The organism is Kitasatospora sp. NPDC127060 (genome assembly GCF_042724935.1).
Taxonomy (GTDB): domain Bacteria; phylum Actinomycetota; class Actinomycetes; order Streptomycetales; family Streptomycetaceae; genus Kitasatospora.
Genome location: NZ_JBHXEG010000088.1, coordinates 1 through 14,592, shown reverse-complemented (window position 1 = coordinate 14,592; position 14,592 = coordinate 1). Strand labels below are relative to the sequence as shown.

Here is a 14,592-nt window from a genome sequence, read left to right as displayed (position 1 = left end):
CTCACCCGACGGTCGAAGAGGAACTGGCGAGCCGAGGACTTCGCCTCGAAGGTGAACGCCCCGGATGATCGACCGAGCCCGGGCAGGAGGAAGACACACTGGTCAGCGGCGATCCTTCGCACCCTGATGGCCGGTCAGTACCTCTCCTCATGAGAGGGCGAGGCCAGGGGGTGTACTTCCGGGAAGGGTCGGGGGCGGGTCAATGGGCGTCGCGGCAGCGGACGCCGGGGGTGCAGAGGGCGAGGGAGAGCGGCTTGCCGGTGGCGGGGATCCGGTAGTGGTAGGCGGCGAAGGTGACGAGGTGGCCGGCCCCGAGGTCGACGGTGCGGTGGCGGACCGGGCTGACCAGGTGGTCGTCGTCGCCGACCACCTCGATGTCGTCCACCTGGCCGCGGAAGGCGGTGAAGGCGTAGGAGTCCACGCCGGCCGTGGTGTCGGCCGGCATCGGGGTGCGCGGGATCAGGTCCGCGATCGCGGCGAACCAGATGGTGGTGGGCGCCCGGCCGGCGTCGTCGATGACGGCGTAGCAGACGTCGAGGTTGTCCAGCAGCCAGAACGCCATCGCCCGGGAACGCCCGTCGGTGTCGAGCACCGCCATGGTCGGCAGCGTCGGCTTCGGGCACTGCGGCGGCAGGTTGAGCCCGCCCACCAGGTCCACGATCCACTGCGCGGACGGCGGCGCCGGCTCGGGCAGCGGCACCGGGTGCCGGCCCCCGCCCAGGTCGACGAGCGGCTCGCAGCCGGTGACCCCGCCAAGGGCCGCCGCCAGCACCACCGTCGAGCAGAGCACTCCCACGCCGCGTCTCATCGCGCCTCCCCCGGACCGGACGGATCCGCCCCAGGATGCGGTCCGCGGCGGACGGCGGCAAGCCTCCGGGCGTGCCCGGCGCCCGGAGGCCCGCCGCGGTCAGGCCGGGCGGGGGAGGTAGGCCAGGCCGTGGGCGCCGGGCTCGGCGCGCTTGGGGAGGGTGAGCCGGGTGACGGGGGTGAGGGTGTCGAGGTCGATGACGTCGACGGTGGAGGAGGCGGCGGAGGAGACGTAGCCGAGGCGCCCGTCGGGGGAGGAGGTGATGGTCAGCGGGAAGGTGCCCACGTCGACCGAGCCGAGCGGGCGGTGGGTGGCGGCGGAGAAGACGGTGAGCCGGCCGTTGGTCCGCCCGTCGAAGGGGGAGCCCGGACCGGTGGTGGCGTGGATCTCGCCTGCCAGCAGCCGGCCGGAGGCGGTCAGGTGGACCGGGAGGACGGCGGAGCCGGTGGGCAGGACGTCGGCCACGGTGGCGGTGCGGGCGTCGATGACCCGGATGCCGGGCGTGGCGTCGGGGTCCTTGGCGAAGCCGAGGTAGGGCCCGCCGACGTACACCCGGGCGCCGTCGGCGGAGACGGCCAGGCCCTCGCTGCCGGGGACGGCCACCTTGGCGGTCAGCGTGCCGCGGTCGAGGTCCACCACGGAGACGTACGGCGCCTCCTTGTTGGTGGCGTAACCGGTGCGTCCGTCCGGGGAGATGGCGAACCAGTGCGGACCGGGGGCGTCGGTGTCGATCCGGCCGAGCGGGCGGCGGGTCGCGGTGTCGATGACCACCACGCCGCCGGGGCGGTCCGCCGAGGCCTCGACGCTGACGTAGAGCCGGCCGCGGACCGGGTCCAGCGCCAGGCCGTGCGGGCCGTGCTCGGGGGCGAGGTCGATCACCTCGACGATCTTGCGGGTGTCGGCGTCGATGACGGTCACCTCGGTGCAGTGGCCGCTGTGGGCGTTGTAGTAGCCGGAGCGGTAGGCGCTGGTGCACCAGAGCAGCCGCTGGGTCGGGTCGAAGCACAGCTCGTGCGGCTCGGCGGTGACCTCGACCCGGTCCAGCAGGGTGTCGGTGGCGGCGTCGAAGAAGGAGACGGTCGGGCCGCTCTGGCTGACGACGGCGAGGACGTCGCCGGCGAGGTGGGCGCGGGGGTCGTTCGGCACGGTAACTCCTGGCTCGGGAGGGCCTGGTAGGGGAAGGCCCGGTACGGGAAGGCCCGGTGTTTCTCGGACGGTTCCACTGTCCCCTCCCGGCGACGGCAGAACCATGCAAAGATCGGCACGGGATCATTGACCCAGGCGTAAAGATGCAGCTCAGGAGCCATGGATGGACCTCAACCTGTTGCGGGTGCTGGACGCCCTGCTCCAGGAGAACAGCGTGACCCGGGCCGCCGAGCGGCTCGGCACCTCGCCGGCGGCGGTGAGCCGGACGCTGGCCCGGCTGCGTCGCGCGGTCGGCGATCCGCTGCTGGTGCGGGCCGGGCAGGGGCTGGTGCCGACCCCGCGGGCGCTCGAACTGCGGGAGGAGGTGGCCGGGTTGCTGCGCGACTGCGAGAACGTGCTGCGGCCCGGGGCGGGCTTCGAACCGGTGCACCTGGAGCGGACCTTCACCGTGCAGAGCGCCGACGCCGTGCTGGTCCGGGTGGCCGGCCCGCTGGTCGGGCGGATCCGGGCCGAGGCGCCCGGGGTGGACGTGGTGTTCCTGCCGGAGGCCCTGGAGGACGGACCGGGCCTGCGCCAGGGGCAGGTGGACGTCGAGGTCGGCGTGCTCGGGTCGAAGGAGCCGGAGATCCGCACCAGGCCGCTGGTCACGGCACCGGTGGTGGGCGTGGCGCGGGCCGGCCATCCGCTGTTCGACGGGCGGATCACCGCCCGGCGGTTCGCCGCCGCCGACCACATCGGAGTCTCCCGGCGCGGCAAGCGGCTCGGGCCGATCGACACCGCGCTGGCCGAACGCGGGCTGCGCCGCCGGGTCGCGGTGGTGGTGCCCAGTCACACCGCCGCGATGCTGCTGGCCGGGGAGAGCGACCTGGTGACGCTCGGGGCGGCGGAGTGGCTGCCGGGGACCTTCGCGGCGCTGGGTCTGCGGACCTTCCCGATGCCGCTCGAACTCCCGCCGCTGGAGCTGGGAATGGCCTGGCACCCGCGCAACTCGGCCGATCCGGGGCAGCGTTGGTTCCGGGCGCACCTGGCGGCCGCCGTGCAGCAGCTGTAGGGGCCGCGCCCGCTGGCCCGGGTGCGGCCCCAAGTCGCCTTCAATTACTGCCGGTTGGTCGCTACTTGCCCGCGATGACCTGCCCCATGGCGGCCAGCGTGGGCGAGCCGTTGTTCCAGTAGTCGGAGTGCCCGGCGTTGGGGTCGGTGGGCATCACGTTCGCGCCGAACTGGGGAGTGGTGGTCTGCCGACCGTGGATCAGGTGGTGGTCGCCGTCGTCGAAGCCGAAGTCGGCCTTCGCGTTGTCCCAGAAGTTGTCCGCGAACCCGCCCGGGTCCACAGCACTGGCCATGCCGATCATGTCGGCCTGGCTCTGCGCCGCGTACACGTGGGACGGGTCGATGTGGAGGTCCTTGGCGTTATCGACGCCGGCGCCGGGGCTGGCGATGAGGACGACGTTGTCGACCGGCAGGCCGTGGTCCTTCATGGTGTAGCCCACCGTCGTGGTGCCGTAACTGTGGCCGAGGATGGTGTTGTTGGTGATGGTCCCGTTGTGGGTGGCGTGCAGCCCGTTCTCGAAGCTGACCAGCTTGCCCTCGGCGTCCTTCGCGTACTGGTCGTCCGCGGCCTCGGGGACGAGGTTCTGCGGGGCGTCGTAGCCGATCCAGCTGATCGACGAGGTGGTCCTGCCGTTGCCGACGGCGTTGGCCGCGGCGACCATGGCGTCCGAACGGCTGATGTCGCCGTCGACCTTGCCGAGCCGGGCGCCGGTGCCGGGGACGTACGTCGACACGTTGTCGGCGGTGTCCGGGTTGTTGATCGCGACGATCGCGTGGCCCTTGCCGTTGGTGTCGAAGCCCAGCAGGTAGGCGGGCGGATGGGTGGAGTCGACCTGGGTGCTCAGCCGGGTCTCGATGGCGTTGATGCCGTTCATCTTCTCGGCCAGGTCGTCGTGCTGCTGCTTCCAGAGCTTGTGCATGGGACTCTCGTAGGCCCCGTACGGCGTTGCCACCGTCGAGTCCGGCTCGGGCCCGAGTGCGTCCAGTTGCCGCTGGATGTCCTGCTTGCTGTTCGCCAGGTTGATCCGGTTGGCCTGGTCGCGGCCGGTGGCGGGGATCCCGTCGAGGTTCCCGATCTGGTCGGGGTGGTTGAGGATCATCCGGTGCTGCTGCTCGTCCGTGAGGCTGTTCCACCAGGCCTGGACGCCGTTCGGGTCGGTGCCGGCGGCGGGGATCCGGTTGAGCGCGTCGGCGGCGGCCGTGTCGTTGGTCGCGACGGTGGAGTCCAGGCCGGTGCCGTTGGTCGCGTTGGTGGTCAGGTGGGCGAGCCGGCTGCTGATCGTCCGGTCCGCGTGGTCGGCCTCGGTGAGGGCGGCGTTGATCCGGTCCCGGATGGCCTTGGCGTGTTCCGGGGCGCCGTGCCCGGCGAAGGTGAGCGAGCCGGGGTTGTTGTCCCAGGTGATGCCCCCGTCGGGGGCCACCGTGAGCCCCTGGGCCTTGGCGTCGTCGAGGGCGCTGAGCAGGTGGGCCTTGGCGGCGGCGAAGCCCTCGGAGGCGTCCTGGAGGGCCCGGCTGATGAGCCCGATCTCCTGCTGGGCGGCGTGGAGTTCGTCGTGCAGGCTCTGGATCCGCGTGGTGGCGTGGTCGGCGGCGGTGCCGCTCCACTGCGAGTTGTGCAGTCGGTCGACGACCTCGTGCTGCCAGGTGTCCACGTGCCCGCCGAAGGCGGTGGCCAGGGTGTCGAAGGCCGTCTTGGCGATCGCCAGGTTGCAGAAGTCGGCGTCGTGCAGGGTCTTGATGTCCATCGGCTACTCCGCCGCTCTCGCGCTGCGGGGCTTCACCGGGCCGGGGGTGACGACGGTGCCGAACGGGTCCGGTGCGGTCGAGGCGGGGACCGGCGTGTCCGGGTGGATCATGTTGGTGTGGATGTCCTGCTCGACCTGGCGGTAGTAGGCGGCCGAGGTGCCGAGCTTGGTGCCGACGTCACCCATGTCGCCGCCGAGCTTGTCCAGCAGGGTCTTCCAGCTGCTGCCGCAGGTGGTCAACGCGGCGGCGGTGAGCCAGCCTTGGAGCGTTCCGGCGGCCTGGCTGCACGGGTCGGTGATCTTCGCGGTCTCGCCGGGTATCAGGCCGCCGATGTGTTGCGCGCTCTGTCCGCAGCCGTCCAACTCGCCCGGCTTGACCTGGAATTGCAGGTTCGAATCTGGATCTGCCATGCGTCCCCCGTCAGTTCCGGACCGGGTGCTGGGCCGGTCGGAGCGGTAACTGACGTCGCATGCTAGCGGATCGTCGAGAACGGGCAAGTGGATTGACCTGGGCGTATGCGAAGGGGCCGCACCTCGGCAACGGTGCGGCCCCGAAGGAGAGTTGGGCTACTTGGCCGGAGTGCCGTCCGGCCATACGCAGGGCGAGCTGACGGTCAGTCGGAAGCTGCGGCTCGGGTCCGTCGCACCGTCCAGGACGGCGAGGAACTCGTCCGTCGAGTTCTTCAGCCGCACCCAGCCGGGGTGGGAGCCCGCGGCGTCCGGCACCGCCTGGAAGCCCTGGCCGGTGAGGTAGCCGCGGAAGGCGTCCGCCGCCTTGGTCCGGTCGGCCAGTGGGAGGTCCGGGTAGGTGTACGACCGTGAGGTCTGCTTCCGGCCGTGCGGCCCGATGTCGTTGGCGTCGCACTCCAGGTCGCTGAACGCGGGCGGCAACGACGCGGGCTGGACGGGCAGTTGGGCCTGGATGCCGGCGAGGTAGCCGTCGATCCGGGTCCTGGCCTGGTCCAGCGTGATGGTGGGCTTGGACCGGTCCTGCAGGGTGTTCGCCCCGCACGCGCTCAGGGCGAGTGCGGTGACGGCCAGCGTGGCGGCGGTGGTGGCCCGCCTGATCGGCTGGGTGCGGCGGCCGGTGCTCACGGTGCCCGTGCTCATTGCATCGGCTTTCCGGCGATGACCTGACCCATGGCGGTCAGCGTCGGCGAGCCGTTGTTCCAGTAGTCGGAGTGCCCGGCGTCCGGGTCGACGGGCATCACGTTCGCGCCGAACTGGGGCGCGGTGGTCTGTCGGCCGTACATCAGGTGGTGGTCGCCGTCGCCGAAGCCGAAGTCGGACTTGACGTTGTCCCAGAAGTTGTCCGCCGCACCGCCGGGGTCGGTGGCCGCGGCCCAGCCGATCGCGTCGGCCGGGCTCTGCGCGGCGTACACGTGCGAGGGGTCGATGCGCAGGTCCTTGGCGTTCTCGACGCCGGCGCCGGGGCTGGCGATGAGGACGGCGTTGTCGACCGGGAGGCCGTGGTCGCGCATGGCGTAGCCCACGGTCGTGGTGCCGTAGCTGTGGGCCAGGATGGTGTTGTTGCCGATCTTGCCGTCGTGGGTGGCGTGCAGCCCGTTCTCGAAGCTGACCAGCTTGTCCTCGGCGGCCTTCGCGTAACTGTCGTCCGCGGCCTCCGGGATGATGTTCTGCGGGGCGTCGTAGCCGACCCAGGTGATCGACGAGGTGACGGCCTTGTTGTCGTTGGCGGCGTTGGCCGAGGCGACCATCGCGTCGGAGCGGTTGATGTCGCTGTTGATGCTGCCGAGCCGGGCACCGGTGCCGGGGACGTACGTCGACACGTTGGTCGCGGTGTCGGGATTGTTGACGGCGACGATGGCGTGGCCCTTGCCGTTGGTGTCGAAGCCCAGCAGGAAGGTCGGCGGGTGCTTGTCGTCGACCGGGGTGTTCAGCCGGGTCTCGATGGCGTTGATGCCGTTCATCTTGTCGGTGAGCTCGTCGTGCTTCTGCTGCCACGTCGTGTAGGCGGGGTTCGGGCGGATGAACCGTCCGTTGCCGATGGTCGCGGGTGGCGCGGCGCCGAGGCCGTCCAACTGGTGCTGGATGTCCTGCTTGCCGCGCTGGAGGTTGATCCGGTTGGCCTCGTCGCGGCCGGTGGCCGGGATGCCGTCCAGGTTCCCGATCTGGTCGGGGTGGTTGAGGATCATCCGGTGCTGCTGGTCGTCGGTGAGGCCGTTCCACCAGGCCTTGACGCTGTTCGGGTCGGTGCCGGCCGGGGGGATGGTCTGGAGCGCGTTGGCGGCGTCGGTGTCGGTCTTCGCGGTGGCGGAGTCCAGGCCGGTGCCGTTGCTGGCGTTGGTGGCGAGGTGGGAGAGCCGGGCGTTGATGGTCTGGTCGGCGTGGTCGGCCTCGTTGAGCGCGGCGGTGATCCGGGACTGGATCTGCTTGGCCTGGTTCTCGGCGTCGGTGCCCGCGAAGTTCGGGGAGTTGGGGTCCTTCTCCCAGGTGATCCCGCCGTCGGCGGCGACGGTCAGCTTGTGGGTCTTGGCGTCGTCCAGGGCGTTGATCAGGTGCGCCTGGGCGGCGGCGAAGCCGTCGTAGGCGTCCTGGAGGGCCCGGCTGACCAGGCCGATCTCCTGCTGGGCGGCCTTGAGTTCGTTCTCCAGGAACTGCATCCGGGCGTTGGCGTGGTCGGCGGCGGTGCCGGTCCACTGCGAGTTGTGCAGCCGGTCGACGACCTCGTGCTGCCAGTTCTCGACGTGCTGGCCGAAGGCGGTGGCCAGGGTGTCGAAGGCGCTCTTCGCGGTGGAGATGCCGATGACGTCGGCGTCGTGGAGGGTCTTGATGTCCATCGGTTACTCGGCCGCCTTCGCGCTGCGGGGCTTCACCGGGCCGGGGACGACGGTGGTGCCGAAGGGGTCCGGCTCGTCCGGTGCCGGAGGAGGGGCGGCCGGGTTCCGCATGCTGTTGTGGGCGTTCTGCTCGGCCTGCCGGTAGTAGGTGGCCGAGGTGCCGAGCTTGGTGCCGACATCGCCCATGTCGCCGCCGAGCCGGTCCAGCAGCGTCTTCCAGTTGGTGCCGCAGGCGGTGATCGCGCCGGCGGTGAGCCAGCCCTTGAGACCTCCCGCGGCCTGGTTGCACGGATCGGTGATCTTCGTGGTCTCGCCCGGTATCAGGCCTCCGATGTGCTGGGCGCTCTGGCCGCAGCCGTCCAGTTCGGCCGGATTGACCTTGAACTGCAGACTCGCGTCTGGATCTGCCATTTTCGTGTTCCCCCATGTGTCCGGACCGAAGTGCGCTTCGGGCCCGGGATCGTGCGTAACTGCCGGGCATGTTAACGGATCTTGTACGCGGGAAGATCGTCGGATCCGTGTGAGCGTGGTGGGGATCCCGGCCATCCGGCCGGTTGACCCGGGGTCGGCGCCCGGCTGTTCGCCGGGATACCCTGCGGGGGTAAGCGGAGGGCGGAGACGGGCGGGAGGCGGACCATGGCGCAGCAGCGGCCGTGCGGTTCGGCGCTGCCCGGGGGGCTGCGGCTGCTGCTCCTCGCCGCCCTGCTGCTGGGCATCGTGACGATGCACACGCTCGGGCACCCGGCGGGTGGGCACGGCGGTCACGGCGGGCACGGGCCCGGGGTGACGGCGGTCCAGCAGCTGCCGGAGCACCACGGGCCCACCGCCGATCCGGCGGACGCCGACGGCATGGACCCGATGACGGTCTGTCTCGCCGTGCTGGCGGGCTGGACCCTGGTGCTGCTGATCGCCGGCCCGCTGCTGCGCCGCAGCGGTGACGCCGCCGCCGAGGTGCGGGCCCGGCTGCTGCGGGCCGTCCGGGCGCTGCCGCCGCCCGGGGGTGGGCGGATCCTCCTCAACAGACTTTCGGTGCTGCGTCAGTAGGCGCGTGTCCGCCGTTCCGTGCCCGCTCGTGCGCCTTCGTGCCCGCGCGCGGAACGGCTGACGCGCCGTCCTGTACGTCCACACCACCCCTGTACGAGGTGCACTCCGTCATGCGCACACCCACCCGTCGTACCGTCCTCGGCGCCGCGCTCGCCGCCGCCGGGACCGGTCTGCTCGCCGCCTGTTCCTCCGATTCCTCGGACTCGATGAGGGGGATGAACCACTCTTCGACGCCGCCCCCGGCCACCGCCCCGGCCGGCTTCGTCGCCCCGAACGGCCCCGAGGTCGCCGCCGCCGAGGCCGGGCGCAGGCCCGGGCCCGAGCGGAGGATCGCGCTCACCGCCACCGAGACCACCCTCGACCTGGGCGGACGCACCGTCCGCAGCTGGGCCTACGGCGACCGGTTGCCCGGCCGGGAGGTGCGCGCGACCGTCGGCGACACCCTCGCCGTCACCCTCGCCAACCACCTGCCGCAGCCCACCTCGCTGCACTGGCACGGCCTCGCCCTGCGCAACGACATGGACGGAGTGCCGGGCCTGACCCAGGAGCCGGTCCGGGCGGGAGCCTCCTTCGACTACCGCTTCGCGCTCTCCCACCCCGGCACCTACTGGTTCCACCCGCACTCCGGCGTCCAGCAGGACCGAGGCCTGTACGCGCCGCTGATCGTGGAGGACCCGAAGGAGCCGCTGCGCTACGACAAGGAGTGGGTCGTCGTCCTGGACGACTGGGTGGACGGGGTCGACGGCAGTACCCCGGACGCCGTGCTCGCCGAACTCGCCCGGGGCATGGGCGGGATGGACCACGCCGGCCACACCATGTCCGGGATGTCTGGGATGCCGGAGGCGCCGGAGCCGGCGGCGAGCGGCCCCTCCCGGATGCTGATGGGCGCCACCAGCCCGCTGCTCGGCGGCGACGCGGGCGACGTCGCGTACCCGTTCCACCTGGTCAACGGCCGCCTCCCGGGCGCCCCCGAGACCTTCACCGCCAAGCCCGGCGACCGGATCCGGATCCGGCTGATCAACGCGGGCGGCGACACCGCCTACCGGGTCGCCCTCGGCGGCCACGAGCTGACCGTCACCCACACCGACGGCTTCCCGGTCGAACCGGCCACCACCCAGGCGCTGCTGCTCGGCATGGGCGAGCGCTACGACGTGCTGGTCACCGCCCAGGACGGCGCCTTCCCGCTGACCGCCCTGGCCGAGGGCAAGAACGCCACCGCGCTGGCCGTGCTGCGCACAGGTGGCGGCGCCGCGCCGGACGCCTCGACCCGCCCGGCCGAACTGGACGGCCGGCTGCTGACCGCCGACCGGTTGAAGGCCGACCCCGGCGTCCGGCTGCCCGCCAGGGCGCCGGACCGCACCGTCGCGCTGGAGCTCACCGGCGGCATGGCGAAGGCCGACTGGGCGTTCAACGGCCGCAGGTACGACCCGGCGCAGCGCCACCCGGTCGCGGCGGGGGAGCGGGTGCGGCTGGAGTTCCGCAACAGCACCGCCATGTGGCACCCCGTCCACCTGCACGGACACACGTTCGCGATGGGCGCCGACGGCCCGCGCAAGGACACCGCGATCGTGCTGCCGGGCACGACCCTGACGGTCGACTTCGACGCCGACAACCCGGGCCTGTGGATGGTGCACTGCCACAACGTCTACCACTCGGAGACCGGCATGATGACCGTCCTCGGTTACCAGGCGTAACCCCCATCCAGGATCCGAGACGCCGGGGCGGCGGCCCGCAGCCCCCGCCCCGGCACCGCACCGGCCCCGCCCCGGCACCGCACCGGCCGCACCGTGCCACCCGCCCCGACCTGCGCAGCCATGACGTTTTCTTAACGCGGGCCGATGACGTCTCCTTAACGCCGGTCGCATAGCCTGGCGCACTGCCGTCGCCCGACGGCGCTTTTACGGGGTCTTTAATCAAGAGGTGCAAGGTGGTTTCGTCGGGTTCGACGGAGACGACGACGGAGGACCCGTCGTCGGCGCGAATACGGCTCCGCAGCTGGCTTCTGGAGGACATGTCCCCGGAGAAGGCCGCCAGGGAGGCCGCCGCGAAGGCGCAGCAGGACGGCGAGGAGCCGGGGGACTCCGCCGCCGAGGCCGGTCACGCTGCGCACACGGGCCAGCCGTGGTGGCGCGTGATGTGCCTGACCGGTCTGGACTACTTCTCGACGCTCGGCTACCAGCCGGGCATCGCCGCCCTCGCGGCCGGTCTGCTGTCGCCGATCGCCACGATCGTGCTGGTGCTCGTCACCCTGCTGGGCGCACTGCCGGTCTACCGGCGGGTCGCCCAGGAGAGCCCGCGCGGTGAAGGCTCGATCGCGATGCTGGAGCGGCTGCTGTCGTTCTGGAAGGGCAAGCTGTTCGTCCTCGCCCTGCTCGGCTTCGCGGCGACGGACTTCATCATCACGATCACCCTCTCGGCCGCCGACGCCAGCGCCCACCTGGTCGAGAACCCGCACCTGACCGGCGCCCTCGGCGGCAAGCAGATGCTGATCACGCTGATCCTGGTCGCCCTGCTCGGCGCGGTGTTCCTCAAGGGCTTCAGCGAGGCGATCGGCCTGGCCGTGGGTCTCGTCGCGGTCTACCTGGCGCTGAACGTGGTGGTCGTCGCGGTCGGCATCTGGAAGATCATCCAGGCGCCGCACGTCGTCACCGACTGGTCCAACGCGCTGACCACCCAGCACGGCAACATCTTCGTGATGATCGGCGTCGCGCTCGTCGTCTTCCCGAAGCTCGCGCTCGGCATGTCCGGCTTCGAGACCGGCGTCGCCGTGATGCCGCACATCAAGGGCGACACCGACGACACCGAGGCGAACCCGGTCGGCCGGATCCGCGGCACCCGCAAGCTGCTCACCACCGCCGCCGTGATCATGAGCACCTTCCTGATCGCCACCAGCTTCATCTGCACCCTGCTCATCCCGGCCAAGGAGTTCGAGAGCGGCGGCCAGGCCAACGGCCGCGCCCTCGCCTTCCTGGCGCACGAGTACCTGGGCGGCGCCTTCGGCAGCGTCTACGACCTGTCGACCATCGCCATCCTGTGGTTCGCCGGCGCCTCCGCCATGGCGGGCATGCTCAACCTGCTGCCCCGCTACCTGCCGCGCTACGGCATGGCCCCGCACTGGGCCCGCGCCGTGCGCCCGATGGTGATCGTCCTGACCATCGTCGGCTTCCTGATCACCTGGCTGTTCGACGCCAATGTCGACGCCCAGGGCGGCGCGTACGCCACCGGTGTGCTGGTCCTGATCAGCTCGGCGGCCATCGCCGTCACCATCGCCGCGTACAAGAAGCGCCAGCGCGGCTGGACCATCGGCTTCGGGATCATCGCCGCGGTCTTCCTGTACACCACGGTGGTCAACACCATGGAGCGCCCGGACGGCGTCAAGATCGGTGCCTGCTTCATCGCCGGCATCATCCTGGTCTCGCTGCTCTCCCGCCTCAAGCGCGCCTTCGAGCTGCGCGTCACGGACGTGGTGCTGGACGAGACGGCCGAGCGGTTCATCCGCGACTACGCCCACCGCCCGCTGCGCCTGATCGCCAACGAGCCGACCAACCGGGACGTCGCCGAGTACCGCGACAAGATCCGGCAGATCCGCGCCGACAACGACATCCCGGGCGAGGACGACCTGGTCTTCGTCGAGGTGACCGTCCGGGACGCCTCGGACTTCGAGTCCGAACTGACCGTGCGCGGCGAGGTGCTGCACGGCCGGTACCGGGTGCTCACCCTGGAGAGCTCCAGCATCCCGAACGCGATCGCCGCCCTGGCGCTCACCGTCCGGGACCGCACCGGGCAGCGGCCGCACCTGTACTTCGAGTGGACCGAGGGCAACCCGTTCGCCCAGTTCCTGCGGTTCTTCCTGTTCGGGCAGGGCGAGGTCGCGCCGGTCACCCGCGAGGTGCTGCGCGAGGCGGAGCCGGACCGCACCAAGCGTCCGCGCGTTCACGTCGGCTGACGGCTGACGGCTGACGGCTGACGGCTGACGGCTGACGGCGCGGCCATGGCGACGGCCCGTCCGGTCCACCAGGACCGGGCGGGCCGTCGGCGTTCCCGTGAGAGCGGCCCTAGAGTGCGATCGGAGCATCGGACCATCGGATCGCGAGAAGGGGCCCGCCCGTATGAGCACCGCACCCGAGCACTACGACCGTCTGCTCGCCGCCCACTACACCTGGATGCTGGGAGGCGACATCCCCGCGCTGGCCGAGGCGCAGGCCGACCTGCTGGCCGGGCTCGGCGTCACGCCGGGGACCGGCACGGGCACCGCGGGCCGCACCGCCGTGGACCTCGGCGCCGGCCCCGGCACCCAGAGCCTGGCCCTCGCCGCGCTCGGCTTCGACCCCGTCCTCGCCGTCGACACCAGCGCCCCGCTGCTGGCCGAACTGCGCGAGTCCGCCGCCGAGGCCGGGCACGCCGACGCCGTCCGTACCGTCGAGGCCGACCTGCGCGGCGCGCTGGCGCAGCACACCGGGCCGGGTTCGGTGGCGGCGGTGCTCTGCATGGGCGACACCCTCACCCACCTGCCCACCCGTGCGGACGTGACGGCGCTGCTGCGCGACGCCGCCACCGCGCTCGCCCCCGGCGGGCGGCTGGTGCTGTCCTTCCGCGACCTCACCCGCCCGCTGACCGGCCCGGACCGCTTCCTGCCGGTGCGCTCCACCGCGGACCGGATCATGACCTGCTTCCTGGAGTACCCGGACGAGGACACCGCGCTGGTGCACGACCTGATCCACACCCGCGCCGACGAGGGCTGGAACCAGCAGGTCAGCAGCTACCCCAAGCTGCGGCTGGCCACCGACTGGGTGGCGGAGCAGGTCCGCGCCGCCGGGTTCGAGCCGAGCCATGACGAGACCAACGCGCGCGGGCTGCACGTACTGGCGGCGGTCCGCCGGTAGGGCCGGTCCGGCGGGGTGCCGGACGCCTTGCCGCCGAGCACCTCGCCGCCCACGCCGGCGGGAGCGGCGTGGGCGGCGGATCGGCCGGAGGCGGCGGGGAGGGGGCTCAGGAGGGCAGGCGAAGGACCATGCCGGGCTGGATGAGGTCCGGGTCCTCGCCGATGGCGGCCCGGTTGAGCGCGTACAGCGCGGGCCAGCCGCCGGGTACGTTCAGGGTGGCGGCGAGCTGGTCCAGGGTGTCGTCCTCGCGGACGGTCCACTGTCCGTCCTCGGCCGAGCCGGGGGCGGGCGGCGGCAGGACGGCGTCGCGCCCGTGGTCGCGGGTGGCCTCCGCGTCGCGGCCGTCGTCGTGCCGGCCGCTGTTGTGCGGACGGGCGGCCTGGTGTCCGTGGCCGCCGACGGCCCGGGCACCGCAGACCGGCCAGGGGGAGAGGCCGCGCCGGTCGGCCAGGTGCTGGGCGACCGTCATCTGCGCCTCGCGGCTGGCGAGGTCGGGGCGCGGGGCGTAGGCGAGGCCGCCGTTCTCCCGCCAGGTGGCCTGGTCGAACTGGAGGCCGCCGAAGTAGCCGTTGCCGCTGTTGATGTGCCAGTCGCCGCTGCTCTCGCAGTCCGCCACCCGCTCCCAGTCGTACCGGCCGCCATCCGACCTCCCGCCGGGGTCGGCCCCACTGCCGCCGCCCGGGGGCGCGGCGTGGGCCGCGGGGGCGGCGAGTGCGACGGCGAGGGCGCAGAGCGCGGTGGGGACGAGGCGGCGGAGGCGAGCGGTGGAAGGCATGGGCGGCTCTCAGGTTCGGGGACAAGGCGTGCACCACCCGGAGGCGGCGCGTTCCAACCGACGCACGCCGGACGGGGCGCGCCGCCGCCGACACGTCCGAAAGGTCACCCGCTCGGCCGCGCGCACCACCCCGGCGGCCCGCGGCCATCCGGCCGTACCACCGTCCGGAGCCGAACCCTAGAGTGGCCGGGACGCCACTCGACGAAGGGGACGGACGGACGATGACGATCGATCAGGGGACGGCGCGGGCCGAGCTGGGTGTGATCGGTGGTTCGGGGTTGTACGCGTTGCTGGAGGAGGTGGTGGAGGTGCGGGTGGAGACGCCGTACGGGCCGCCGAG

At 72.2% G+C, this 14,592-nt stretch carries 13 protein-coding genes; 5 read left to right on the top strand and 8 right to left on the bottom strand.

What is annotated here, in order from left to right; genetic code table 11:
- Positions 1–199: 199 nt before the first annotated feature.
- Together ACFWIS_RS33910 and ACFWIS_RS33905 are read right to left on the bottom strand one after the other, a co-directional pair.
- The gene (locus ACFWIS_RS33910; protein WP_380461139.1) at positions 200–808 is read right to left on the bottom strand and encodes a hypothetical protein; all 609 of its coding nucleotides are present in this window, start codon (positions 806–808) and stop codon (positions 200–202) included.
- A gap of 99 nt (positions 809–907) precedes the next feature.
- Positions 908–1,954: a YncE family protein gene (locus tag ACFWIS_RS33905; protein WP_380461138.1), complete on the bottom strand. Its 1,047-nt coding sequence runs from the start codon at positions 1,952–1,954 to the stop codon at positions 908–910.
- 163 nt (positions 1,955–2,117) lie between these two features.
- Between ACFWIS_RS33905 and ACFWIS_RS33900 the strand changes: the two genes are divergently transcribed.
- Positions 2,118–3,005, top strand: a complete 888-nt coding sequence (locus tag ACFWIS_RS33900) for a LysR family transcriptional regulator (RefSeq protein ID WP_380461136.1) — start codon at positions 2,118–2,120, stop codon at positions 3,003–3,005.
- A 61-nt stretch (positions 3,006–3,066) separates the two neighbouring features.
- Here the strand turns inward: ACFWIS_RS33900 and ACFWIS_RS33895 are convergent, their stop codons facing one another.
- The 5 genes from ACFWIS_RS33895 to ACFWIS_RS33875 form a co-directional block, all read right to left on the bottom strand.
- Positions 3,067–4,749 carry an alpha/beta hydrolase gene (locus ACFWIS_RS33895; protein ID WP_380461135.1) on the bottom strand — a complete coding sequence of 561 codons (1,683 nt, stop codon included), beginning with the start codon at positions 4,747–4,749 and terminating at the stop codon, positions 3,067–3,069.
- Between the two features lie 3 nt (positions 4,750–4,752).
- Positions 4,753–5,160 carry a hypothetical protein gene (locus ACFWIS_RS33890; RefSeq protein ID WP_380461134.1) on the bottom strand — a complete coding sequence of 136 codons (408 nt, stop codon included), beginning with the start codon at positions 5,158–5,160 and terminating at the stop codon, positions 4,753–4,755.
- A 156-nt stretch (positions 5,161–5,316) separates the two neighbouring features.
- Positions 5,317–5,859: a hypothetical protein gene (locus ACFWIS_RS33885; protein ID WP_380461132.1), complete on the bottom strand. Its 543-nt coding sequence runs from the start codon at positions 5,857–5,859 to the stop codon at positions 5,317–5,319.
- Entirely contained in the window at positions 5,856–7,550 is a 1,695-nt protein-coding gene (locus ACFWIS_RS33880) for an alpha/beta hydrolase (RefSeq protein WP_380461131.1), read from the bottom strand. Before ACFWIS_RS33880 ends, ACFWIS_RS33885 begins: the two co-directional genes overlap by 4 nt.
- Positions 7,551–7,553: 3 nt before the next feature.
- A complete protein-coding gene (locus ACFWIS_RS33875) occupies positions 7,554–7,961 on the bottom strand; it encodes a hypothetical protein (protein WP_380461130.1) in 408 nt (135 codons plus the stop codon).
- A gap of 225 nt (positions 7,962–8,186) precedes the next feature.
- Between ACFWIS_RS33875 and ACFWIS_RS33870 the strand changes: the two genes are divergently transcribed.
- From ACFWIS_RS33870 to ACFWIS_RS33855, 4 genes are all read left to right on the top strand, one after another.
- Positions 8,187–8,594, top strand: a complete 408-nt coding sequence (locus tag ACFWIS_RS33870; RefSeq protein WP_380461129.1) for a DUF6153 family protein — start codon at positions 8,187–8,189, stop codon at positions 8,592–8,594.
- Positions 8,595–8,704: 110 nt separating this feature from the next.
- Positions 8,705–10,288, top strand: a complete 1,584-nt coding sequence (locus ACFWIS_RS33865) for a multicopper oxidase family protein (RefSeq protein WP_380461127.1) — start codon at positions 8,705–8,707, stop codon at positions 10,286–10,288.
- A 317-nt stretch (positions 10,289–10,605) separates the two neighbouring features.
- On the top strand, positions 10,606–12,540 hold the full coding sequence (locus ACFWIS_RS33860; RefSeq protein WP_380461125.1) for an amino acid transporter: 1,935 nt from the start codon (positions 10,606–10,608) through the stop codon (positions 12,538–12,540).
- 163 nt (positions 12,541–12,703) lie between these two features.
- Positions 12,704–13,477 (top strand): class I SAM-dependent methyltransferase, encoded by a 774-nt coding sequence (locus ACFWIS_RS33855; RefSeq protein WP_380461123.1) that lies wholly within the window; start codon positions 12,704–12,706, stop codon positions 13,475–13,477.
- 106 nt (positions 13,478–13,583) lie between these two features.
- Here the strand turns inward: ACFWIS_RS33855 and ACFWIS_RS33850 are convergent, their stop codons facing one another.
- Complete coding sequence (locus ACFWIS_RS33850; protein WP_380461121.1) at positions 13,584–14,252, bottom strand: transglycosylase family protein; 669 nt, start codon at positions 14,250–14,252, stop codon at positions 13,584–13,586.
- Between the last annotated feature and the right edge of the window lie 340 nt (positions 14,253–14,592).